General features: G+C 50.7%; 22 protein-coding genes and 1 pseudogene. 12 read left to right on the plus strand and 11 right to left on the minus strand.

Annotation, left to right across the window (positions count from 1 at the left end):
• Window positions 1–149: 149 nt before the first annotated feature.
• The 3 genes from A9180_RS01985 (at window position 150) to A9180_RS01995 (ending at window position 2,624) form a co-directional block, all read left to right on the plus strand.
• Window positions 150–443, plus strand: a complete 294-nt coding sequence (locus A9180_RS01985; protein ID WP_001026276.1) for a co-chaperone GroES — start codon at window positions 150–152, stop codon at window positions 441–443.
• A gap of 43 nt (window positions 444–486) precedes the next feature.
• Window positions 487–2,133, plus strand: coding sequence for a chaperonin GroEL (gene groL / locus A9180_RS01990; RefSeq protein ID WP_000729132.1), 1,647 nt, complete (start codon window positions 487–489; stop codon window positions 2,131–2,133).
• Window positions 2,134–2,270: 137 nt separating this feature from the next.
• Window positions 2,271–2,624 carry a DUF4156 domain-containing protein gene (locus A9180_RS01995; protein ID WP_000558209.1) on the plus strand — a complete coding sequence of 118 codons (354 nt, stop codon included), beginning with the start codon at window positions 2,271–2,273 and terminating at the stop codon, window positions 2,622–2,624.
• 202 nt (window positions 2,625–2,826) lie between these two features.
• On the opposite strand, the gene A9180_RS02000 is transcribed toward A9180_RS01995, so the two are convergent.
• Window positions 2,827–3,696 (minus strand): YjeJ family protein, encoded by an 870-nt coding sequence (locus A9180_RS02000; protein WP_064525755.1) that lies wholly within the window; start codon window positions 3,694–3,696, stop codon window positions 2,827–2,829.
• 392 nt (window positions 3,697–4,088) lie between these two features.
• Entirely contained in the window at window positions 4,089–5,117 is a 1,029-nt protein-coding gene (gene epmB, locus A9180_RS02005; protein ID WP_064525757.1) for an EF-P beta-lysylation protein EpmB, read from the minus strand.
• Window positions 5,118–5,158: 41 nt separating this feature from the next.
• Between epmB and efp the strand changes: the two genes are divergently transcribed.
• The 4 genes from efp to sugE all read left to right on the plus strand — a co-directional run bounded on the left by efp (window position 5,159) and on the right by sugE (window position 6,835).
• Window positions 5,159–5,725 carry an elongation factor P gene (efp, locus tag A9180_RS02010; protein ID WP_000257278.1) on the plus strand — a complete coding sequence of 189 codons (567 nt, stop codon included), beginning with the start codon at window positions 5,159–5,161 and terminating at the stop codon, window positions 5,723–5,725.
• Window positions 5,726–5,776: 51 nt separating this feature from the next.
• Window positions 5,777–5,902: a lipoprotein antitoxin entericidin A gene (gene ecnA, locus A9180_RS02015; RefSeq protein ID WP_064525758.1), complete on the plus strand. Its 126-nt coding sequence runs from the start codon at window positions 5,777–5,779 to the stop codon at window positions 5,900–5,902.
• Between the two features lie 110 nt (window positions 5,903–6,012).
• The gene (ecnB, locus tag A9180_RS02020) at window positions 6,013–6,159 is read left to right on the plus strand and encodes a lipoprotein toxin entericidin B (RefSeq protein ID WP_000239596.1); all 147 of its coding nucleotides are present in this window, start codon (window positions 6,013–6,015) and stop codon (window positions 6,157–6,159) included.
• Window positions 6,160–6,517: 358 nt separating this feature from the next.
• The gene (gene sugE / locus A9180_RS02025; RefSeq protein ID WP_064525760.1) at window positions 6,518–6,835 is read left to right on the plus strand and encodes a quaternary ammonium compound efflux SMR transporter SugE; all 318 of its coding nucleotides are present in this window, start codon (window positions 6,518–6,520) and stop codon (window positions 6,833–6,835) included.
• On the opposite strand, the gene blc is transcribed toward sugE, so the two are convergent.
• The 6 genes from blc to frdA form a co-directional block, all read right to left on the minus strand.
• Window positions 6,832–7,365 (minus strand): lipocalin Blc, encoded by a 534-nt coding sequence (blc, locus tag A9180_RS02030; RefSeq protein WP_064525762.1) that lies wholly within the window; start codon window positions 7,363–7,365, stop codon window positions 6,832–6,834. The genes sugE and blc overlap by 4 nt on opposite strands.
• Before the next feature lie 87 nt (window positions 7,366–7,452).
• Window positions 7,453–8,595 carry a BlaEC family class C beta-lactamase gene (locus A9180_RS02035; protein ID WP_064525879.1) on the minus strand — a complete coding sequence of 381 codons (1,143 nt, stop codon included), beginning with the start codon at window positions 8,593–8,595 and terminating at the stop codon, window positions 7,453–7,455.
• Window positions 8,596–8,657: 62 nt separating this feature from the next.
• Complete coding sequence (frdD, locus tag A9180_RS02040) at window positions 8,658–9,017, minus strand: fumarate reductase subunit FrdD (protein ID WP_001299198.1); 360 nt, start codon at window positions 9,015–9,017, stop codon at window positions 8,658–8,660.
• A gap of 13 nt (window positions 9,018–9,030) precedes the next feature.
• Window positions 9,031–9,423, minus strand: a complete 393-nt coding sequence (gene frdC, locus A9180_RS02045; RefSeq protein ID WP_064525764.1) for a fumarate reductase subunit FrdC — start codon at window positions 9,421–9,423, stop codon at window positions 9,031–9,033.
• Window positions 9,424–9,433: 10 nt separating this feature from the next.
• Window positions 9,434–10,168, minus strand: coding sequence for a fumarate reductase iron-sulfur protein (frdB, locus tag A9180_RS02050; protein ID WP_064525766.1), 735 nt, complete (start codon window positions 10,166–10,168; stop codon window positions 9,434–9,436).
• Window positions 10,161–11,969, minus strand: coding sequence for a fumarate reductase (quinol) flavoprotein subunit (gene frdA, locus A9180_RS02055; protein WP_064525768.1), 1,809 nt, complete (start codon window positions 11,967–11,969; stop codon window positions 10,161–10,163). The genes frdB and frdA overlap by 8 nt, the downstream gene beginning before the upstream one ends.
• Window positions 11,970–12,293: 324 nt before the next feature.
• On the opposite strand from frdA, the gene epmA reads away from it, so the two are divergent.
• From epmA to A9180_RS02075, 4 genes and pseudogenes are all read left to right on the plus strand, one after another.
• Complete coding sequence (gene epmA, locus A9180_RS02060) at window positions 12,294–13,271, plus strand: elongation factor P--(R)-beta-lysine ligase (RefSeq protein ID WP_064525770.1); 978 nt, start codon at window positions 12,294–12,296, stop codon at window positions 13,269–13,271.
• A 218-nt stretch (window positions 13,272–13,489) separates the two neighbouring features.
• Window positions 13,490–14,981, plus strand: a pseudogene (yjeM, locus tag A9180_RS02065) (glutamate/gamma-aminobutyrate family transporter YjeM).
• A 217-nt stretch (window positions 14,982–15,198) separates the two neighbouring features.
• Window positions 15,199–15,912 carry a hypothetical protein gene (locus A9180_RS02070; RefSeq protein ID WP_064525774.1) on the plus strand — a complete coding sequence of 238 codons (714 nt, stop codon included), beginning with the start codon at window positions 15,199–15,201 and terminating at the stop codon, window positions 15,910–15,912.
• A complete protein-coding gene (locus A9180_RS02075; protein ID WP_064525881.1) occupies window positions 15,912–16,226 on the plus strand; it encodes a YjeO family protein in 315 nt (104 codons plus the stop codon). Before A9180_RS02070 ends, A9180_RS02075 begins: the two co-directional genes overlap by 1 nt.
• A 37-nt stretch (window positions 16,227–16,263) precedes the next feature.
• Here the strand turns inward: A9180_RS02075 and mscM are convergent, their stop codons facing one another.
• The 3 genes from mscM to rsgA all read right to left on the minus strand — a co-directional run bounded on the left by mscM (window position 16,264) and on the right by rsgA (window position 21,727).
• Window positions 16,264–19,587 (minus strand): miniconductance mechanosensitive channel MscM, encoded by a 3,324-nt coding sequence (gene mscM, locus A9180_RS02080; RefSeq protein ID WP_064525776.1) that lies wholly within the window; start codon window positions 19,585–19,587, stop codon window positions 16,264–16,266.
• A gap of 21 nt (window positions 19,588–19,608) precedes the next feature.
• Complete coding sequence (gene asd, locus A9180_RS02085; RefSeq protein ID WP_064525778.1) at window positions 19,609–20,577, minus strand: archaetidylserine decarboxylase; 969 nt, start codon at window positions 20,575–20,577, stop codon at window positions 19,609–19,611.
• Window positions 20,578–20,674: 97 nt separating this feature from the next.
• The gene (rsgA, locus tag A9180_RS02090; RefSeq protein ID WP_064525780.1) at window positions 20,675–21,727 is read right to left on the minus strand and encodes a small ribosomal subunit biogenesis GTPase RsgA; all 1,053 of its coding nucleotides are present in this window, start codon (window positions 21,725–21,727) and stop codon (window positions 20,675–20,677) included.
• A 94-nt stretch (window positions 21,728–21,821) separates the two neighbouring features.
• Between rsgA and orn the strand changes: the two genes are divergently transcribed.
• Window positions 21,822–22,367, plus strand: coding sequence for an oligoribonuclease (gene orn, locus A9180_RS02095; RefSeq protein WP_064525781.1), 546 nt, complete (start codon window positions 21,822–21,824; stop codon window positions 22,365–22,367).
• The last annotated feature ends 101 nt before the right edge of the window (window positions 22,368–22,468 follow it).

Below are 22,468 nucleotides of genomic sequence, written 5' to 3' on the forward strand. Positions count from 1 at the left end.
CCCGATTTTGTACTGATCAGAATTTTTTTTCATTTGCCCCCTTGAAGGGGGAGATGCCCATCCCCATTTCACTGGTCACCAGCCGGGAAACCACGTAAGGTCCGGCGTCACCCATAACAGATACGGACTTTCTCAAAGGAGAGTTATCAATGAATATTCGTCCATTGCATGATCGCGTGATCGTCAAGCGTAAAGAAGTTGAAACTAAATCTGCTGGCGGCATCGTTCTGACCGGCTCTGCAGCGGCTAAATCTACCCGTGGCGAAGTGCTGGCTGTTGGCAATGGCCGTATCCTTGAAAATGGCGAAGTGAAGCCGCTGGACGTGAAAGTTGGCGACATCGTAATTTTCAATGATGGCTACGGTGTGAAGTCTGAGAAGATCGACAATGAAGAAGTGTTGATCATGTCCGAAAGCGACATTCTGGCAATTGTTGAAGCGTAATCCGCGCACGACACTGAACATACGAATTTAAGGAATAAAGATAATGGCAGCTAAAGACGTAAAATTCGGTAACGACGCTCGTGTGAAAATGCTGCGCGGCGTAAACGTACTGGCAGATGCAGTGAAAGTTACCCTCGGTCCGAAAGGCCGTAACGTAGTTCTGGATAAATCTTTCGGTGCACCGACCATCACCAAAGATGGTGTTTCCGTTGCTCGTGAAATCGAACTGGAAGACAAGTTCGAAAACATGGGCGCGCAGATGGTGAAAGAAGTTGCCTCTAAAGCGAACGACACTGCAGGCGACGGTACCACCACCGCAACCGTACTGGCTCAGGCTATCATCACTGAAGGTCTGAAAGCTGTTGCTGCGGGCATGAACCCGATGGACCTGAAACGTGGTATCGACAAAGCTGTAACCGCTGCAGTTGAAGAACTGAAAGCGCTGTCCGTACCGTGCTCTGACTCTAAAGCGATTGCTCAGGTTGGTACTATCTCCGCTAACTCCGACGAAACCGTAGGTAAACTGATCGCTGAAGCGATGGACAAAGTCGGTAAAGAAGGCGTTATCACCGTTGAAGACGGTACTGGTCTGCAGGACGAACTGGACGTGGTTGAAGGTATGCAGTTCGACCGTGGTTACCTGTCTCCTTACTTCATCAACAAGCCGGAAACTGGCGCAGTAGAACTGGAAAGCCCGTTCATCCTGCTGGCTGACAAGAAAATCTCCAACATCCGCGAAATGCTGCCAGTTCTGGAAGCTGTTGCAAAAGCAGGCAAACCGCTGCTGATCATCGCTGAAGATGTTGAAGGCGAAGCGCTGGCAACTCTGGTTGTTAACACCATGCGTGGCATCGTGAAAGTCGCTGCGGTTAAAGCTCCGGGCTTCGGCGATCGTCGTAAAGCTATGCTGCAGGATATCGCAACCCTGACCGGCGGTACTGTAATCTCTGAAGAGATCGGTATGGAGCTGGAAAAAGCAACCCTGGAAGACCTGGGTCAGGCTAAACGTGTTGTAATCAACAAAGACACCACCACCATCATCGATGGCGTGGGTGAAGAAGCTGCAATCCAGGGCCGTGTTGCTCAGATCCGTCAGCAGATTGAAGAAGCAACTTCTGACTACGACCGTGAAAAACTGCAGGAGCGCGTAGCGAAACTGGCTGGCGGCGTTGCAGTTATCAAAGTTGGTGCTGCTACCGAAGTTGAAATGAAAGAGAAAAAAGCACGCGTTGAAGACGCCCTGCACGCGACCCGTGCTGCGGTAGAAGAAGGCGTGGTTGCTGGTGGTGGTGTTGCGCTGATCCGCGTAGCGTCTAAACTGGCTGACCTGCGTGGTCAGAACGAAGAGCAGAACGTGGGTATCAAAGTTGCACTGCGTGCAATGGAAGCTCCGCTGCGTCAGATCGTGCTGAACTGCGGTGAAGAACCGTCTGTTGTTGCGAACACTGTTAAAGCTGGCGACGGCAACTACGGCTACAACGCTGCAACCGAAGAATATGGCAACATGATCGACATGGGTATCCTGGATCCAACCAAAGTAACTCGTTCTGCTCTGCAGTACGCAGCTTCTGTGGCTGGCCTGATGATCACCACTGAGTGCATGGTTACCGACCTGCCGAAAAACGATGCAGCTGACTTAGGCGCTGCTGGCGGTATGGGCGGCATGGGTGGCATGGGCGGCATGATGTAATTGCCCTGCACCTCGCAGAAATAAAGAAACCCCCGGGCAGAAATGTCTGGGGGTTTTTCTTTTGGTCATCTTTCTAGTATAAGATTCAGACACGGACGACGCGAGTTGCGTCCAGCTCATTGATTATGGGGAATAACATGCACGTAAAATACTTAGCAGGGATTGTCGGTGCCGCGCTACTGATGGCGGGTTGTAGCTCCAGCAACGAATTGAGCGCTGCCGGACAGAGCGTTCGCATCGTGGACGAGCAACCAGGTGCAGAGTGCCAGCTGATTGGTACAGCTACAGGTAAGCAAAGTAACTGGCTTTCCGGACAACACGGTGAAGAAGGCGGTTCTATGCGCGGAGCGGCAAACGATCTGCGCAACCAGGCGGCAGCAATGGGCGGTAACGTGATTTATGGTATCAGCAGCCCGTCGCAGGGAATGTTGTCCAGCTTTGTCCCGACTGATAGCCAGATTATCGGCCAGGTCTACAAGTGCCCGAACTGATGTGATTCAGAGGCTGGATAGCAAACGTGTAATTACCTGATGCGCTTCGCTTATCAGGCATACATCGTGCATTGTAATTGATGGAATGTTCGAGAATTTGTAGGCCAGATAAGGCGTTTACGCCGCATCCAGCAAGAGAAACGATCACGTTATCAGCAATCCGAGGCTGGATGATTCCAGCCTTGTAGTAAAACAGATGAGATTATTTCGCCTGTGGTGCAGTTTTGCTGATGGACTGGACGCGTAGGTGATGCAGCGCGCGTAAGCATTGATCCTGGGTTAGTGGTTGGGCGTTATTTGCTGCCACGGTACGAACGTAGACCTGACATGGCACTCCAGCGAGCTTTTTCAGTCGAGGGCTGAAATCAAGCATCCGGCGAGTGATAGCCTCCACTTCTTTACCCGGTGTTGCTTCACGCGTTTTTACTACTGCGCCGCTAAATTGCTCTTTGCCACTTTCATCTTTAAAGCGATAAAGTACCGCCAGATAATGGTTAAACAGATTATGTTTCCATGCTGGTTGTGAATAGGTGTCATATTCCAGATTACCATTCTCCTGGCAGTCGACGTCATATAACGGCAGGAAATCTAACAGAGATGTAATACGCAATGCCAGTTCACGCATTTCTGCATTATTAATTGCATGAATGATTGCCCGCGCCAACATTTCAATCTGCAACTCATTGACGATTAATTCACTTTTGCTGCCATCATGCAGAGTTAATGTGAATGTGAGATTTTCACCTTGGTTATCTGCAAGTTCCAGCGTGTTAACTCGGCGATTAATATCGGCATTCTTCAGCTCATCAACCTGGATTTCTGGGATATTTTCTGCCATTTTTTTAATGACTTTATCGCGAGCCTGCTCGTACTGAAGGCGTGCATCAGCATCCAGTTTATGCTTTTGATGTAGACGACTTTCCAGTGCAATCAGTAGGTCGCGCATTTCCATCACAGACATGAAAAACAACGATTCTTTATTGCGAGGCTCTTTTATTTTCAGCGCCAGCGCAATGAAATTATTACTCTTGCGAATAACACCAGTATTAACACCCTTGATGCTTATGGCCATGTAGGTTCTCCCTAACCATTTCTCAAAAAAATAATTAAATTTAATTTATAAGCTAGATAAATGAGCTTCATAGTAATAGCTGTTAAAATAACACAAATTAGGGGGGGCACTCTAGATAAACAGAAAAGAATGGATAATTATTGATGTTAATTATGTAAGTGATAAAAAATACATCAAATGAATATTTAAGGCTAATGCAACGGGTAAAGATTAAACTTCCCTGTTTAATGACAGATCGCTGTACTCGTGTTCGTTGCTCTGGCCGGATGCGGCGTAAACGCCTTATCCGGCCTACAGCTCATAGAAAATTCAATCAATTACAATGCCCGATGTAGGCCTGATAAGCGAAGCGCATCAGGCAATGTTTACATCTAACTTCTATGTTTAATCAGTTACTGCTGGCGTAGCTGGAGATCCAGCGGTGTTTTGCTGGGTTCGCCACCAATCTCGCGTGCCAGTTTGGGCACCAGATATCCCGATACTAACGTCAGAAGCTCACGCATAATCTGCCGCGCTTCGTCATCACTCACCATAAAATGCGCCGCGCCCTGCACTTTATCGAGCACATGCAGGTAATAGGGCATCACACCGGCGTCAAACAGTGCATTACTCAGATTTGCCAGCGTTTGCGCGTTATTGTTCACGCCACGTAACAGAACGCTTTGGTTAAGCAGGGTGACGCCGACACGGCGTAATTTAGCCATCGCCTGACGGAATGTTTCATCCACCTCATTGGCATGGTTGATGTGATTCACCAGCAAGATTTGCAGCGTAGAACGGGCAAAGCGTTCAACCAACGCCTCTGTAATACGAGCGGGAATCACAATCGGCAGACGGCTGTGAATACGCAGACGTTTGATATGTGGGATGGCTTCCAGTTGCGTTAACAACCAGTCCAGTTCGTGATCTTTCGCCATCAGCGGATCGCCGCCGGAGAAAATAATCTCGTCCAGTTCAGGATGCGCAGCAACATACTCCAGTGCCGTCTGCCAGTTACGTTTATTGCCCTGATTTTCGGCATACGGGAAGTGGCGGCGGAAGCAATAGCGGCAATTTACCGCGCAGCCGCCTTTGACCAGCAATAGCGCCCGGTTGTGGTATTTATGCAACAAACCAGGCACTACGCTGTGCTGTTCTTCCAATGGGTCGGTGGAGAATCCGGGCGCGACGACAAACTCATCTTGCGAGGTAAGTACCTGACGCAAAAGTGGATCGTCCAGATTGCCTTTCTCCATGTGATCGATAAATGAGCGGGGCACTCGCAGGGCAAACAGCTTTTTAGCACTGCGTCCGGCCAACAGTTTTTCGTCCGCGTCTATATTCAAAAGACGCAGAAGTTCATCAGGATCGGTCACAACATCGGCAAGTTGCGTTAACCAATCTTCTCTGGATGGGGTATTTAGGGTTACAATATGTGCCATTTTGTGGCTTAGCTACCAATTAACAAATTTCAGAGGGCCTTATGGCAACGTACTATAGCAACGATTTTCGTGCTGGTCTTAAAATCATGTTAGATGGCGAACCTTACGCGGTTGAAGCGAGTGAATTCGTGAAACCGGGTAAAGGTCAGGCATTCGCTCGCGTTAAACTGCGTCGTCTGCTGACTGGTACTCGCGTAGAAAAAACCTTCAAATCTACCGATTCCGCTGAAGGCGCTGATGTTGTCGATATGAACCTGACTTACCTGTACAACGACGGTGAGTTCTGGCACTTCATGAACAACGAAACCTTCGAGCAACTGTCTGCTGATGCGAAAGCAATTGGCGACAACGCTAAATGGCTGCTGGATCAGGCTGAGTGCATCGTAACTCTGTGGAACGGCCAGCCAATCTCCGTAACTCCGCCGAACTTCGTTGAACTGGAAATCGTTGATACCGATCCAGGTCTGAAAGGTGATACTGCAGGTACTGGCGGCAAACCAGCTACCCTGTCTACTGGCGCTGTGGTTAAAGTTCCGCTGTTCGTACAGATCGGCGAAGTCATCAAAGTGGATACCCGCTCTGGTGAATACGTATCTCGCGTGAAGTAATGCGGTTGTGGTGCGGCCTGTTGGCTGCACCATCACTTTCTCAGGTCAGAGATGATGAAACGCCTTATCCTTCTTGTTTTGCTTGCCAGTGCGCTGCTCACGGGCTGTAACACCGCTCGCGGTTTTGGTGAAGACATTAAACATCTCGGTAATTCCATCTCCCGCGCTGCCAGCTAATTTTTCTTCTCTTCATAAAAATCATCAGATTTCCGTCATTTTCGGTGGTGTTGTCTATTATTAATTTGCTATAGGCAAACACAAATAACATTACCTAAAAGGAAGACGTTATGGTGAAGAAGACAATTGCAGCGATCTTTTCTGTTCTGGTGCTTTCAACTGTATTAACTGCCTGCAACACCACGCGTGGCGTTGGTGAAGATATTTCCGACGGCGGTAATGCGATTTCTGGCGCAGCGACGAAGGCACAGCAATAAGCAATAACGGTACGGCAGAGTTGTCGTGCCGTTTGAGACTTATGGTAAACGCAAAACTGCCTGATGCGCTTCGCTTATCAGGCCTACATTTCCCATGCAATGTATTGAACTTGCACGATTTTGCAGGCCGGATAAGGCGTTTACGCCGCATCCGGCATAAACAACGCGCATTTTGTCAACAATGTGTAACGGTGCGACAGCTGTGTCGTGCCGTTTGTTTTTTTCTGCGATAGTCACTAAGGTAATAGTTGAAATTCCCCTGCCACCAGGCAAAATACCCGTTCAACCATCAGCTTTGCAGGACGACCTGCAAACGCTTCTTTCCACCGGGGACGGCCCCAATTCTCCGGAGCCTGATATGTCCTGGATAATATTAATTATTGCTGGTCTGCTCGAAGTAGTATGGGCCGTTGGCCTGAAATATACCCACGGTTTTAGCCGTTTGACGCCAAGTGTTATTACCGTGATGGCGATGATTGTCAGTATGGCGCTGCTCGCCTGGGCGATGAAGTCATTGCCTGTAGGGACGGCTTATGCGGTCTGGACGGGGATTGGCGCAGTCGGCGCGGCCATCACCGGCATTGTGCTGCTCGGCGAGTCCGCTAACCCGATGCGCCTGGCGAGTCTGGCGTTAATCGTACTGGGTATTATTGGTCTGAAACTTAGCACTCACTAACTACCGGGCTGCTGTACCCAAATAAACTTACTGACATCAAACCCTTCCCGGGTCGCGACTGCCAGCATCTCATGTTTAACTTCGTCAGAAATGGTTGGCGTGCGGGAGAGTATCCACAGGTAGTCGCGGTCCGGTCCGCAAACCAGCGCGTGGCGGTACTCCCGATCGAGCGCAATCACGTTATAGCCGCCATAGAAAGGGCCAAAGAACGACACTTTTAGCGCCGCGCGGTCAGGCGCGCCGGTAAAGTATGCTTTCCCTTCACTTTGCTGCCACATCTCCCGGTCCTGGTTATAGCCTTTATTGATGACGTTCAGGCCGCCATCATCCCGCAGGCTGTATGTTGCGGTGACTTTCTCCAGCCCGCGCTCAAATCGGTGATCAAAACGAGCAATCTCATACCAGGTGCCAAGATAGCGTTTAGCGTCGAAATTATTCACTACGGTCACGCCACGCGGTGGCGTAGGAGAACTACAGGCAACGACCAGAAATGCAGCCGTCGCTGCGGCAACGAGGGGGAGCAGGCGCATAGATGTTTCCTTACTGGTTTTTTCTAAGTGTAGATGACAGCAAGAAAATGCGAAGAAAAGGTCCGAAAATTCGGACCCGGTGAAATTTTACTGCAGGGCGTTGAGGATCTGCCAGGCGGCGTCGACTCTCGCTGGATTGGGATAGTTTTTGTTAGCCAGCATCACAATACCCAGCTCTTTTTCTGGGATAAACGCGACGTAGCTGCCAAAACCACCAGTCGCGCCTGTTTTATGTACCCATGATGCACGTACAGCAGGAGTTGGGGGCGTCATCGCTTTTACTGGTCGTGCCGCCAGCGCAATTTTACTGTCGCTACCATTAATGATGCTGTCAGGATTTACCGGCCAGTCCAGCATTTCCCAGCCCAGGCCCTGATACATATCGCCGGTTTGCCAGTAGCGAGATTGCGCTAGTTGGATACCTTGCTGAAGTGTTTTTTCGTTGATATCACGGGGATTCATATTGCTTCGTACCCAGCGTGCCATATCTTCAATCGTTGATTTCACACCGTAAGCTTCAGCATCCAGCGCCCCCGGTGAAACATGCACCGGCTTACCTTCGCGATACCCCCAGGCGTAATTCTTTTCTTCTTCAGGCGGTACATTAATCCACGTATGGTTGAGTTTGAGTGGCTGGAAGACACGAGTTTGCATCGCCTGCTCAAAACCCAAACCAGATGGCTTCACAGCCAATGCGCCGAACAAACCAATACTGGAATTCGCATATAAACGTTGTGTTCCTGGCGCCCATGCAGGCTGCCAGTTTTGATAGAAACGTAGCAGGTCAGTTGCGGATTTAACGTCATCCGGCACCTGCAATGGCAGGCCGCCAGCGGTGTAGGTAGCGAGATGTAATAGTGTGATCCCGTTCCACTGATTAGCGGTAAGTTCAGGCCAGTATTTTGTGACGGGATCGCTCAGGTTGATTTCCCCTCGTGCAATAGCGTCGCCACCAAGCACGCCCGTAAATGTTTTGCTGACCGAGCCTAACTCAAACAATGTTTGCTGTGTGACGGGTCGCTTTTTTGCCACGTCAGCGTAGCCCCAGGTAAAGTAATAAGGCTTGCCCTGATAAATCACTGCAACGGCCATGCCGGGGATTTTTTGTTGCTCAACAAGTGGGGTAATCGTGCGATGCACAATATCGTTGATTTGTTGTTCACTGTGGGGGGCGGCAAGTGTGGAGCAAGAGACGGTAATCAGTAAGGCGCAAAGCGTTGTTTTGAGCATAAAGTCTGGTTTCCATACAAAACGGCCCGCCATAGGCGGGCCGGATTTACATTGGCGATACGTTAGATTGTAACGATACCAATCAGCGTGACAACTGTCAGGATAGCAGCCAGACCGTAGAAAACCCATTTGCCCGCAGGCACGTGGATTTTCAGATCGTGCATCGCGTGGTGCATACGGTGTAAACCACACCACAGCGGCAGGACGATCATCAGGAACAGGAATACGCGACCAATGAAGCTTTGCGCGAACGCCAGAACGCGTTCGTAGCTCAGTGCATCACCCGGGAACAGACCCAGCGGCAGCAGAATGCCAACCAGCAGGATCATTACCGGTGCAATGATCGCACTCCACATACCACCGGCCCCGAAGAGGCCCCAGAATACCGGTTCGTCAGAACGCTTTGGATTTGGATTAATCATCTCAGGCTCCTTACTAGTACAGGGCAACAAACAGGATTACGATGGTGGCAACCACGGTTACCGCCCAGAGACTTTTGATAATTGGCTCTGGTCCCATTTTTTCGTCTTTTACAATGATATTGGCAGCTTTCGGCGCCAGTTCAAACCAGGTTTTGGTGTGCAGCAGAGCTGCCGCCAGAGTGATCAGGTTAATGATCACGATAACCGGGTTTTGTAAAAAGTCGACGAATCCCGCCCAGGCTTCCGGGCCGTTTTTCAGGGCAAACAGCCCGAAAATCAGTTCAATGCTGAACCACACAGCCGGAACCGCCGTGCCTTCGCGCAGCATGTAAAAGCGATAAAACGGCAATTTTTTCCACCAGGTGGACGTCATTGGCCGTACATACGGTTTACGTTTAGTCGTCATGTTGCACTCCTTAGCGTGGTTTCAGGGTAGCGATAAGAAAGTCTTTCGAACTTTCTACTTTGCCCTGCTGAATGGCCGCAGCCGGATCGACATGTTTCGGGCAGACTTCGGAGCAGTAGCCCACGAAAGTACAGCTCCATACGCCGTTCTGGCTGTTCAACTGCGCCATACGCTCCTTCTTACCGTGGTCGCGGCTATCTTCGTTATAACGGTGTGCCAGCGTAATGGCAGCCGGACCGATGAACTCTGGGTTCAGGCCGAACTGCGGGCATGCGGCATAGCACAGACCACAGTTGATGCAACCGGAGAACTGGTGATACTTAGCCATCTGCGCCGGGGTCTGGATGTTAGTCCCCTGGTCCGCAGTGCGGGAGTTGCCGATGATGTACGGTTTGATAGCTTCCAGGCTTTCGATGAAGTGGGTCATATCGACCACCAGATCGCGTTCGATCGGGAAGTTAGCTAACGCTTCAACCTTCATGCCGTTGGTGTAGTCACGCAGGAAGGTTTTACATGCCAGTTTCGGCACGTTGTTAACCATCATGCCGCAGGAGCCACAAATCGCCATACGGCAAGACCAGCGGTAGCTCAGGTCCGGCGCAAGGTTGTCTTTGATATAGCCCAGCGCATCCAGCAATGAGGTGGTTTCATCATAAGGCACTTCATAGAATGCGCTATGCGGTGCGGTATCGACTTCCGGGTTATAACGCACCACCTCAATTTTCAGGTTTTTCATCTCAGCCATTCGCCTTCTCCTTCTTATTGGCTGCTTCCGCCTTATCGGCTGCATCCGCTTCGCCACCGTAAACGCGTTTGGCCGGCGGCAGCTTAGTAATCTTCACGTCGCTGTACTCCAGGCGGGTAGTGCCATCAGCATCGCGGAAGGCGAGGGTGTGTTTGAGGAAGTTGATGTCGTCACGCTCAGTGCAACCTTCGTCCAGACGCTGGTGCGCGCCGCGGGACTCTTTACGCGCCATTGCGGAGTGCGCCATACATTCGGCAACGTTCAGACCGTGGCCCAGCTCAATAGTGTAAAGCAGGTCGGTGTTGAACACGCTGGAAGTATCGGTGATACGCACGCGCTTGAAGCGTTCCTGCAGTTCCGCCAGCTTGTCGATGGTTTTCTGCATCAGTTCCGGCGTACGGTAGATACCGCAGCCTTCTTCCATGGCCAGGCCCATTTCGTCGCGGATCTTCGCCCAGTTTTCGCCGCCGTCCTGGTTAACCAGGTCTTTCAGACGCTGTTCAACGCCAGCAGCCTGTGCATTGATTGCTGCATCGTTGCCATTACCGGCAGTAGATGCGCGCTCCATCGCTTGCTCACCGGCCAGACGACCAAAGACCACCAGTTCCGCCAGGGAGTTAGAGCCCAGACGGTTTGCACCGTGCAGACCTACAGAGGAACATTCGCCCACGGCGAACAGACCCTTAATGCGGGTTTCACAGTTCTGATCGGTTTCGATACCGCCCATGGTGTAGTGCGCGGTCGGACGTACCGGGATCGGTTCTTTAACCGGATCGACGCCAACGTAAGCTTTCGCCAGTTCACAGATGAACGGCAGACGTTCGTGCAGTTTTTTCTCGCCCAGGTGACGCAGGTCGAGGTACACCACATCGCCACGTGGAGTGGAGATGGTGTTGCCTTTACGCCATTCGTGCCAGAAGGCCTGAGAAACTTTGTCGCGTGGACCCAGTTCCATGTATTTGTTTTTCGGCTCGCCCAGCGGAGTTTCTGGACCCATGCCGTAATCTTGCAGATAACGGTAGCCATTTTTGTTGACCAGAATACCGCCTTCACCACGGCAACCTTCGGTCATCAGGATACCGGAACCCGGTAGGCCAGTCGGGTGATACTGAACAAACTCCATATCACGCAGCGGAACACCGTGGCTCAGTGCCATACCCATACCGTCGCCAGTTACGATGCCGCCATTGGTGTTGTAACGATAAACACGGCCAGCACCGCCGGTTGCCATGACTACCGCATTAGCGCGGATCTGCACCAACGTACCTTCCATCATGTTCATGGCTACCAGGCCGCGAACATGACCATCATCAACCAGAATATCCAGCACGAAATGTTCGTCAAAACGCTGGATCTGCGGGAATTGCAGAGATGTCTGGAACAGAGTGTGAAGCATATGGAAGCCGGTCTTATCGGCGGCGAACCAGGTACGCTCGATTTTCATGCCGCCGAAGCGACGTACGTTCACGCTACCATCCGGACGACGACTCCAGGGGCATCCCCACAGTTCCAGTTGGGTCATTTCGGTTGGGCAGTGGTGGACGAAATAATCCACAACATCCTGCTCACATAACCAGTCGCCACCCGCTACGGTATCGTGAAAGTGATAATCGAAGCTGTCATGATCCTGCGCGACAGCGGCGGAGCCCCCTTCAGCGGCAACGGTATGGCTGCGCATCGGGTATACTTTTGAGATTAGTGCGATTTTTGCATTCGGATTTGCCTGCGCGGCAGCAATTGCAGCACGTAATCCCGCGCCACCGGCACCTACAATGGCAAGATCGGCTTGAAAGGTTTGCACGACATTCCTCCAGATTGTTTTTATCCCGCAGCACCGTACTTCAGGGGAAGTGTCTGAAAGTTACGGTCTGCGAACGCTATTCCACTGCTCCTTTATAGGTACAACAGTATAGTCTGATGGATAAGTCTGAAATTTGACGAGATCGATTTTTTTAGTGCGCCAGGGGGCTAAATTATCACTGAAGATGATTAATTTAATTACTAAACCATCATATTGCGGTTTTTTTAGTCACCGCCCACCGATGATTGATTCCTGCGTAAAATTTGTCTCGCCGTCGCGTTGCGAGTAGACTTCGTGCCCTTGTTAAAAACTGGAGATTTCACTATGAGCGAAACGGCATCCTGGCAGCCGAGCGCATCCATTCCTAACTTATTAAAACGCGCGGCGATTATGGCGGAGATCCGTCGTTTCTTTGCCGATCGTGGAGTGCTGGAGGTGGAGACGCCTTGTATGAGCCAGGCGACGGTAACCGATATTCATTTGGTCCCGTTTGAGACTCGTTTCGTTGGCCCCGGACACTCTCAGGGGATGAATCTGTGGTTAATGACCAGCCCTGAATATCACATGAAACGCCTGCTGGTTGCCGGTTGTGGCCCAGTATTCCAGCTGTGTCGCAGCTTCCGTAATGAAGAGATGGGGCGTTATCACAACCCTGAGTTCACGATGCTGGAGTGGTATCGGCCGCATTATGATATGTACCGGTTGATGAACGAAGTTGACGATCTTCTGCAGCAAGTACTGGATTGCCCGGCAGCAGAAAGCCTTTCTTATCAGCAAGCCTTCTTACGTTATCTGGACATTGATCCACTCTCAGCTGATAAAACGCAGCTGCGGGAAGTGGCGGCGAAACTGGATCTGAGCAACGTTGCAGATACCGAAGAAGACCGCGATACGCTGTTACAGTTGCTGTTTACCTTTGGTGTGGAACCGAACATTGGTAAAGAAAAACCGACCTTTGTTTATCATTTCCCTGCCAGTCAGGCATCACTGGCGCAAATTAGTACCGAGGATCATCGGGTCGCAGAACGCTTCGAGGTTTACTACAAAGGTATTGAGCTGGCGAATGGTTTCCATGAATTGACGGATGCCCGTGAACAGCAACAACGCTTTGAGCAGGATAACCGCAAGCGTGCGGCGCGTGGTTTACCGCAGCATCCTATCGACCAAAACCTCATAGAAGCTCTGAAAGTCGGTATGCCTGACTGCTCCGGTGTGGCTCTGGGCGTTGATCGTCTGGTGATGTTGGCGCTGGGCGCGGAGACTCTTGCGGAAGTGATTGCCTTTAGCGTTGACCGGGCATAATTCTGAAAAATCATCTAATTAACCACACAGAATGGCGCTGTAACGCCATTCTGTAGCGGATGTTTTCATTTTTCTGCTAAAGGCCACAATTTAAGACTGGATATTTGCTATCATCCAGGTATCAATTCTGTATGATTTTTTATTGCGGCCCGTCAATCGATGGGTAGTGCAGTTCAGTGCGCGCGTTTTATACATGTGCTAACACGAAGGATAATTTCATGCCTCACACGATAAAGAAGATGAGTCTGATAGGGCTCATATTGATGATCTTTACTTCAGTATTTGGGTTTGCCAATAGCCCGGCAGCTTATTATTTAATGGGATATAGTGCGATTCCCTTTTATATATTTTCTGCATTATTATTTTTCATACCATTTGCCTTAATGATGGCAGAAATGGGCGCGGCCTATCGCAAAGAAGAAGGCGGCATTTATTCCTGGATGAATAATAGTGTCGGACCACGTTTCGCCTTTATCGGCACATTTATGTGGTTTTCCTCTTATATCATCTGGATGGTGAGTACTTCAGCTAAAGTCTGGGTACCATTTTCTACGTTCCTCTACGGTACCGACATGACCCAGCACTGGCGCATTGCTGGCCTGGAGCCAACGCAGGTAGTGGGGCTGCTGGCGGTGGCATGGATGATCCTGGTTACCGTGGTTGCCTCAAAAGGGATTAATAAAATTGCCCGTATTACTGCAGTAGGTGGTATTGCAGTAATGTGTCTTAATTTAGTGTTACTGTTAGTGAGCATTGCCATTTTGTTATTAAATGGTGGCCATTTTGCACAAGATATTAATTTCGTGGTATCGCCGAATCCAGGATATCAATCCGGTCTGGCGATGTTATCGTTTGTGGTATTTGCCATTTTCGCTTACGGCGGAATTGAAGCTGTTGGTGGTCTGGTAGATAAAACAGAAAACCCAGAAAAGAACTTTGCCAAAGGTATTGTTTTTGCCGCTATTGTTATTTCAATCGGTTATTCACTGGCGATATTTTTATGGGGCGTCAGCACTAACTGGCAGCAGGTATTAAGTAATGGTTCCGTTAACCTCGGCAATATCACCTATGTATTGATGAAAAGCCTGGGGATGACGCTGGGTAACGTGCTGCATTTGTCACCTGAAGCGTCATTGTCGCTGGGCGTATGGTTTGCGCGTATTACCGGGCTTTCGATGTTCCTGGCTTACACCGGCGCGTTCTTTACACTTTGCTACTCGCCACTAAAAGCGATCATCCAGGGTACGCCGAAAGCGTTATGGCCGGAACCGATGACGCGCCTGAACGCCATGGGCATGCCGTCTATCGCCATGTGGATGCAGTGTGGGCTGGTTACTGTCTTCATCCTGCTGGTTTCGTTTGGCGGTGGTACCGCATCGGCGTTCTTTAACAAGCTGACGCTGATGGCGAACGTTTCTATGACGCTTCCCTATCTGTTCCTCGCGCTGGCTTTCCCATTCTTTAAAGCACGTCAGGATCTCGACAGACCATTTGTGATTTTCAAAACACACATGTCGGCAACGATCGCGACAGTGGTGGTGGTACTGGTGGTGACGTTTGCGAACGTTTTCACCATCATCCAGCCAGTGGTTGAAGCCGGAGACTGGGACAGCACATTGTGGATGATTGGCGGTCCTGTCTTCTTCTCGCTGTTAGCGATGGCGATTTACCAGTAGAGTGGCAAAAAATCCGCAGTGGGCGGCTGAGTAATAAAGTATATATTATCCAGCTTGCAGTCACTCTGTAAGTTGGGTAAGTGATTTTAATTATATTAAAAACAATAAATATTCACCTTATATATGTTTTGTCCTACTGATATTAAGCTGAAGTCTTTTTTAACGTTTTTTGTCTGTTCCATCACAAATCAGTTTTTCTGATGATAGTACTGTCTCTTCATTCTGGGAATGATTTAAATGAGGGGCCTTAAATGAGTAATCTTATTTTTTGTCAGGTTGATGAATTAGGCTTTCCTAAATGGAATGGTATTGATTATTTTCGATGGCGTTTTCTTCCGACGAACTGGACGTTCAGCACGGGGACAGCACACTTATGGTTATATAAAACATCATGGTTGATTTACCACCGTGATATGCTGTGGCAATATGCCAAAGAGGCGCAAATTCCTTTATTATTACTTGCGGGTGTTGCGGCTGCAGAGGTTGGCGGAATGCCAGAAAGACTTAAACCAGTGGGAGTGCTACAATTAAAAAAAATCCTGGAGGCTGTTTCAAAGAGAGGAGGCAATACCTACTCAAACTCTACTTCAGTAGGTTCTGTTGCAATACAGTTAGGAGTTGCTGCCAGGACTATGGGGATTCAACCAGATCTTTTATCATCCTTTGAGCAGTTCCAACTTTCCCAGTGCTTACTAAACGACCGATTTAACATTAGAGTGGTAGCCTTTCATTTACGAGACCTTATACATTATGACTATCCGGAAATAAGTGATACCACTAATTTAACCGATGAGCAGATAATTGTAGTTGGCTCCCGATACAACCGTGGTATTGAAAGAAATAAACAAGACATTATAGATTCCATAGCAGCACCTAAAGGATCTCATCAGAGAGAATACAGTGAATATGGTCGGCGTATTCTTGAAAAGAAAATCGCCTTAATGAAAATAATGAAAAATCTATGATGAACTGGAAATCATTTGTCCTTAACTTTATCTGGTTTTTTATAAGCATATTTTGGATAGATATGCTTTCTGTTCAAGACAAAGAGTGGTTTGTCGATGGTAGAGGAATTAATAATATTTGTGATGTTATGACATACCTTGAGAATGATGATATTCGCCCAGTTGGTATTATAATGACCTTACCATTATTCATTCCATACATTTATGCTGTTATTTGGAGGAAGCAGTGCTCTCTCTGGCAATATTTTGTTATTGCAATAATCCTCTTCTACTGGCTGTGGCAGTTTTTCCTGCGCTATCAGTTTTGTTGGTGATTGAAGCTGCCAGAGTCGACTCCGGCAGCTTCATGCATTACAGACTTCCCGCCTGGCGACGTCTCCCCGCAGAAGTTAATGTTCTTCCCGTTTGTTTACCGTTCAGACTTTCCAGACGCATCTGGAACGGCGGGAATGGCATATCGATACCGTGGGCGTGGAAGCCTGCCAGAATCAGTTGATGGATTTCATGGCGCAGCGGCATGCGGTGGCCCATTTCTGCGGCGTAAATACGCAGCTCGAAAATCTGGATCCCTTGCTGTAGATCCACCAGGAAAACTTCCGGTGCCGGGTTATCGATCACCAGCGAGCAGCGGCGCGCAGCAGTGAGCAAGATTTCCGTCACTTCTTCACTGTTGGCATCGGCAGGGGCCGGAATCGTTAGCACCACGCGCGTGACTGAGTCAGAGAGCGACCAGTTGATAAACTGCTCAGTAATAAACGCCTTGTTCGGCACGATAATCTCTTTGCGGTCCCAGTCGCTGATGGTGGTGGCGCGGGTGTTAATTTTCGTCACGCTACCGGTAAGATCGCGGATCGTTACCGTATCGCCAATGCGAATCGGCTTTTCGAACAGGATAATCAGGCCAGAGATAAAGTTGGCGAAAATCTCTTGCAAGCCAAAACCCAGACCAACACCAAGCGCGGCAACCAGCCACTGCAATTTCGACCACTCAATACCAATCATCGAGAAGCCAACCAGACCACCAATCAGCATCAGCAGATATTTGGTGATGGTGGTGATGGCGTAACCGGTACCCGGCGTTAAATCGAGATGCTGCAAGATTGCCAGTTCCAGCAGGGCGGGCAGGTTGCGCACCAGTTGCGTGGTGATGATAAACACCAGAATGGCAATCAGCACCGCACCGAGGGTAATCGGCTCCAGACTTTCCACGCCCTGTACCGTGGAGGTGACATCCCACAGCGAAATATTTTCGAGGAAGCCGAAAGCGGAATGGATTTCTGACCATAGCACGATGACTGAAAGTAGGGCGATCAGCATCAGGATTGAGCGCACCAGCCGCAAGGACTGCGCACTGATAGCATCGAGATCGACTTCGCTTTCATCCACTTCAATTGCCCCTTCCGGGCTACTGTGATGATGCGCTTCCTCTTCGCCACGCGCGCGCTGCGCCAGCATTTCCGCCCGGCGATGCTTTGCCCGGTCAAAAGCCAGTCGGCGTCGCTGGATTAGCATCCAGCGGCGGATAACGTGATAAACCACCAACAGCAGGAACCAAATGGCGACTGAGGTTTCAAGCCTTGCTAGCAGCGCCTGTGCCGTTGCCAGGTAACCGACTGCCGCTGCCAGAATCGCGACCAGCGGTGCGCCGATCATCATGTTCCACAGCATATGGTTGGTAATATTGTCGCCGCTACCTTCTTTGTTGAGATACAGCGGGATCCCCGCTTTTTTCAGGCTGAGGGTGACCACCGCCAGCGCGCCACAAATAAGAATAAAGCACAGTCGTCCCAGCGAACCGGAAAACTCGCGGTCGTCTAGGTTATCGAACATCATCAGCGCCATAATCAGCGGCACGATAAGCCCGATGCTCATCAGGTAGTAGCGCATCCCGCGGGAAACACGTTCGCGTGGCCAGCCAAAATGGGCGATAAACAAGCCGTTAGGGCGGGCAAATGTGGCGCAAATCATCACTACCCACAGCAGCGGCACGGTGGCCGTTACGCCATCGCCAATCGCTACCGCCAGTGGATAAGGCCACGCCTCGCGCAAGCCATAACCCAGTGTCATCCACAGCACCGGCAACGGTGACGCGACGAGAATCGACCAGAAAAGAGTGCGCAACGTCAGCCAGAAGTGATCCTGAGTCACTTTGCCGACTTTCGCTGCCGAACGTTCGAGAAAACGGGTGAAATAGCGGCGCGAGTAGATACTGCAACCGACCAGAATCAATGCGCCAAACAGTGGCAAAAGCGTCTCTTTGCTGGTCAGCATCATGATGCTGGCTTTACCTAACTGGCTGAAGGTGTCCAGCGAGATGAGGCGGCGCAGATCCTGGGCTATCTCCAGTGGCCAGGCGATGGTCATTGGGCGCACGTCGGAGGTCCAGAACAGGTAGCGGTGCGTCGCTTCGTTGACCTCTTTCAGCGCATCTTCCAGTTGCCCGTTAGACACTTTCAGCTTGGTCAGTTCAAGCAGCAGCGTGTCGCCGCCCTGCAACAATGAGTTAAGCAACTCACGCTGAGTACGCAGTTGTGCTTCGAGAATACGGTTTTGCTCGGCGGTCAGCGGTTGGCCGTCAGCTTGAAGGATTTGTCGCAGTTGCGGTTGTTTATTGAGGAGATCCTCATAGTGCAACCGTTGCACGCGCAACTGCGCCATTTCGGTATCAAGCTGTTGTGGTTTCGGCATTTCCGGTAGCCGTGCTACCTGCGCCCGCAACGCTTCACCGAGCAGGTTTGACGAACCCAGCCATTGCGACTGTTCACGCAGCGTATTCAACGCCTGCCGGACCTGTAACGTCTGGCTGGCTGCCTGACGCTGTTGCGAAGCGACAAGATCCATCCGCTGCGCCTGCTGATTCAGCGCCGCTGAAAGTTCGCGGTTAATTTTGAATTGCGCGACGATATCTTTCGGCAAATCAGCACTGCTTTCGGCCAACAACTCGGTGCTTTCCAGCGCCCGTTCCGCCTCCAGCTGGCGCTGGCTGTTCAACTGATTACGCAAGGCCTGCAAATACGCATCCAGCTGCTGACTCTCTTTTTCTGCCAGCTCAGAGCGTAAACGCGCTAATTCCTGGCGGTTATTGGCAGACAGTTGCGCCAGCTCCAGTTCATCAACGAGGGCTTTCAGACGTGCAGAGTCTGACTGCAACGCAAAATTTTGCGCCTGGTTGAGCGGGGTATTGCCGGTAAGCGTTCCCAGACGCCGCTCGATCTCATTCAACTGACGGCGGGCGTCGGTTTGCTGTTGCGGCAGTTGATTCAGTGAATCCGCAATCTCGCGGGCGCGTTCCTGCTCTTGCTGGGCCTGACGGCTTTTATCCAGCAATTGACTACTGACCTGGAGAATTTCCTGATTCAGCGCGTCGGTAGACATTCCCGGCGATACGCTGCGCGGTTCGTCACGCATGTTGTTTAACTGTGCGCGAAGGGTAGCGGAGAGTTTCGGGTAATTATCAATGACTTCTTGATATTGCTTGATGCGGTCAAGGGAACCTTTTCGTTCCTCAAGCGCATTTAAGGCAGACTGGAGCGCCTCTACGACTTCCGGCTGCGCGGGTTTCGCCGCTTTTGCCTGCTCCAGTTCCTGGGTGATTTGTTTGCTATCGGGGGCCGTCGCGGCGTACGCCCCCCAACTGAGGCACCAGGCCATCAGAAAAGTGATAATCAGGCGCACGTCAGCGTTTCCTTTGATGGATTAGACCTGGTCTTTTTTGTCGTCAACCAATGGGCTGACGTCGTGTTCTGCCTGGATCTCTTCAGCAGGAAGCGGGGCAGGTTCAGCTTCTGGCGCAACAAAGGTTTCGCCAGAGATAGCCAGCGGCTGACCAATCTTAGTGACAGACAGGCTTTCCAGTTGCTCAACCAGATTCACTTTACCCGGCGCAAACAGGTTGATAACGGTGGAACCGAGTTTAAAGCGGCCCATTTCCTGGCCTTTCAGCAGCGCCACGGAGCCGTCGTTTTCCCCGGCAGGCCAGGTCCAGCGTTTGATGATGCCTTCGCGCGGCGGCGTAATGGTACCCGCCCAGACCGTCTCAATGCTGCCAACAATCGTCGCCCCGACCAGGATCTGCGCCATCGGGCCAAATTCGGTATCGAACAGGCAGATAACGCGTTCGTTACGGGCAAACAGATTCGGTACGTTCTGGGCGGTGAGATGGTTAACGGAGAAGAGATCGCCCGGCACATAGATCATCTCACGCAGAATACCGTTACACGGCATGTGTACGCGGTGATAGTCACGCGGGGAGAGGTAAGTGGTCACAAACGTACCGTTGCGGAAGAGATCCGCCATCAGATAGTTACCTGCCAGCAGGGCTTCGAGGCTGTAGTTGTGGCCTTTGGCTTGCAGGATTTTATCTTCTTCGATTTTACCCAACTGACTGATCACGCCATCGGCAGGCATGACCAGAACATTCGGATCGGTATCGATTGGGCGTACTTCGTCACGCAGCGGACGGACAAAGAATTCGTTAAAGGTACGGTAGCTGGCGGTGTCTGGCTTCTGCGCCTCTTGCATGTCGACCTTGTAGTATTTAACGAACAGATCGATAACCAGTTTTGTCAGCCATCCTGCTCGCTTGCTTGCGCCCCAACCCGCCAGGCGAGTAAGCCATAGTTTCGGCAGAATGTACTGTAGCGAAAGTTTGAATGAATTTAACAAGGTAGCCTCCAGGCCATTGTTTTGTCGTTCCTGATCCGACGTTCATGCCGGATCCTGAAAAAAAAGGGGACGATTCTAACGACGGTTAGCTTAATTGTCAGTCATCCGTATCAGAAAAGTTTTTACGCGTTTTTACCTGCGCCATGCTTTCCAGAATACGGTGATAGTTTTCGAAACGGGTTTCCGCGATTTTCCCTTCGTCAACGGCTTCACGGATAGCGCAGCCCGGATCGGTATCGTGTTTGCAATCGCGGTATTTGCACAGACCTAAGTAGTCATGGAATTCGACAAAACCGTGAGTGATTTGTTCCGGCTCGAGATGCCAGAGTCCGAATTCACGTACCCCCGGAGAATCAATCACATCGCCGCCGTGCGGGAAGTGATACAGCCGAGCGGCAGTCGTGGTGTGCTGGCCCAGACCAGAGTTGTCAGACACATCGTTGGTCAGGATCTCTTTTTGCAGCCCCAGCAACGCGTTCAGCAGGCTGGATTTGCCAACGCCAGATTGCCCGGCAAAAATGCTGATGCGCCCGGTCAGCGCCTCTTCCAGCGGTTTCAGTCCATCCTGAGTATGGCTGGAAACCATCAATACGCGATAACCGATATTGCGGTAGATATCCATCTGTTCGTTGACGAACGCCATGCCTTCGTCGTCCAGCAGGTCTATCTTGTTGAGCACAATAATCGGCTCAATCTGCAAGGTTTCGCAGGCCACCAGGTAACGGTCGATGATATTGAGCGACAGTTCCGGCAAAATGGCGGAGACAATAACAATCTGATCGATGTTGGCGGCTATGGGTTTCACGCCGTCGTAGAAATCCGGGCGCGTCAACACCGAGGTGCGTTCATGCACCGCTTCCACGATCCCTTTGACATTTACACCTTCCGCCGCCGCTTTACCCGGACGCCAGACTACGCGATCGCCGGTCACCAGTGAACGGATGGTGCGGCGAATATTGCAGCGGTGAACGTCGCCATCGGCGGATTCCACATCAGCGTGCATGCCAAAGCGGCTGATGACGATACCTTCATCAGGCTCGCCAAACAGATTGTCGTCGTAGTCGGGCTTCTCCTTAGACGTTTTAAGACGACGCTGGTGATTGGCGTTCACACGGCGCTGCTGGCCTTTGGAGAGTTTATTTTTACTCAATCGTACAGACTCCTGGTCGCCCCTGATGGGCAAAACATCTATGATACACGCAATTGTGGATCAATATAGTCACTGTGAATGGGTGGAAAATAGCATGAGTGCCAATGAAAACAACCTGATTTGGATCGATCTTGAGATGACCGGTCTGGATCCCGAGCGCGATCGCATTATTGAGATTGCCACGCTGGTGACCGATGCCAACCTGAATATTCTGGCAGAAGGGCCGACCATTGCAGTACACCAGTCTGATGAACAGCTGGCGCTGATGGATGACTGGAACGTGCGTACTCATACCGCCAGCGGGCTAGTTGAGCGCGTGAAAGCGAGCACGATGGGCGATCGAGAAGCAGAACTGGCGACGCTCGAATTTTTAAAACAGTGGGTGCCTGCGGGTAAATCACCCATCTGCGGTAACAGCATCGGCCAGGATCGCCGCTTCCTGTTCAAATACATGCCGGAGCTGGAGTCGTACTTTCACTACCGCTATCTCGATGTCAGCACGCTGAAAGAGCTGGCGCGCCGCTGGAAGCCGGAAATTCTTGATGGCTTTACCAAGCAGGGGACGCATCAGGCGATGGATGATATCCGCGAATCAGTTGCGGAGCTGGCTTACTACCGCGAGCATTTTATCAAGCTGTAAAATTTTTCCTGGTCACATAACAGCCGGAATCCACTTGCGGCGGCGTGATTTTGACGCTAAATTGAACGACTTGCTGATAATTTCAGCACTTGAGATAAAAA

Source organism: Escherichia sp. B1147, assembly GCF_001660175.1.
Lineage (GTDB): Bacteria > Pseudomonadota > Gammaproteobacteria > Enterobacterales > Enterobacteriaceae > Escherichia > Escherichia whittamii.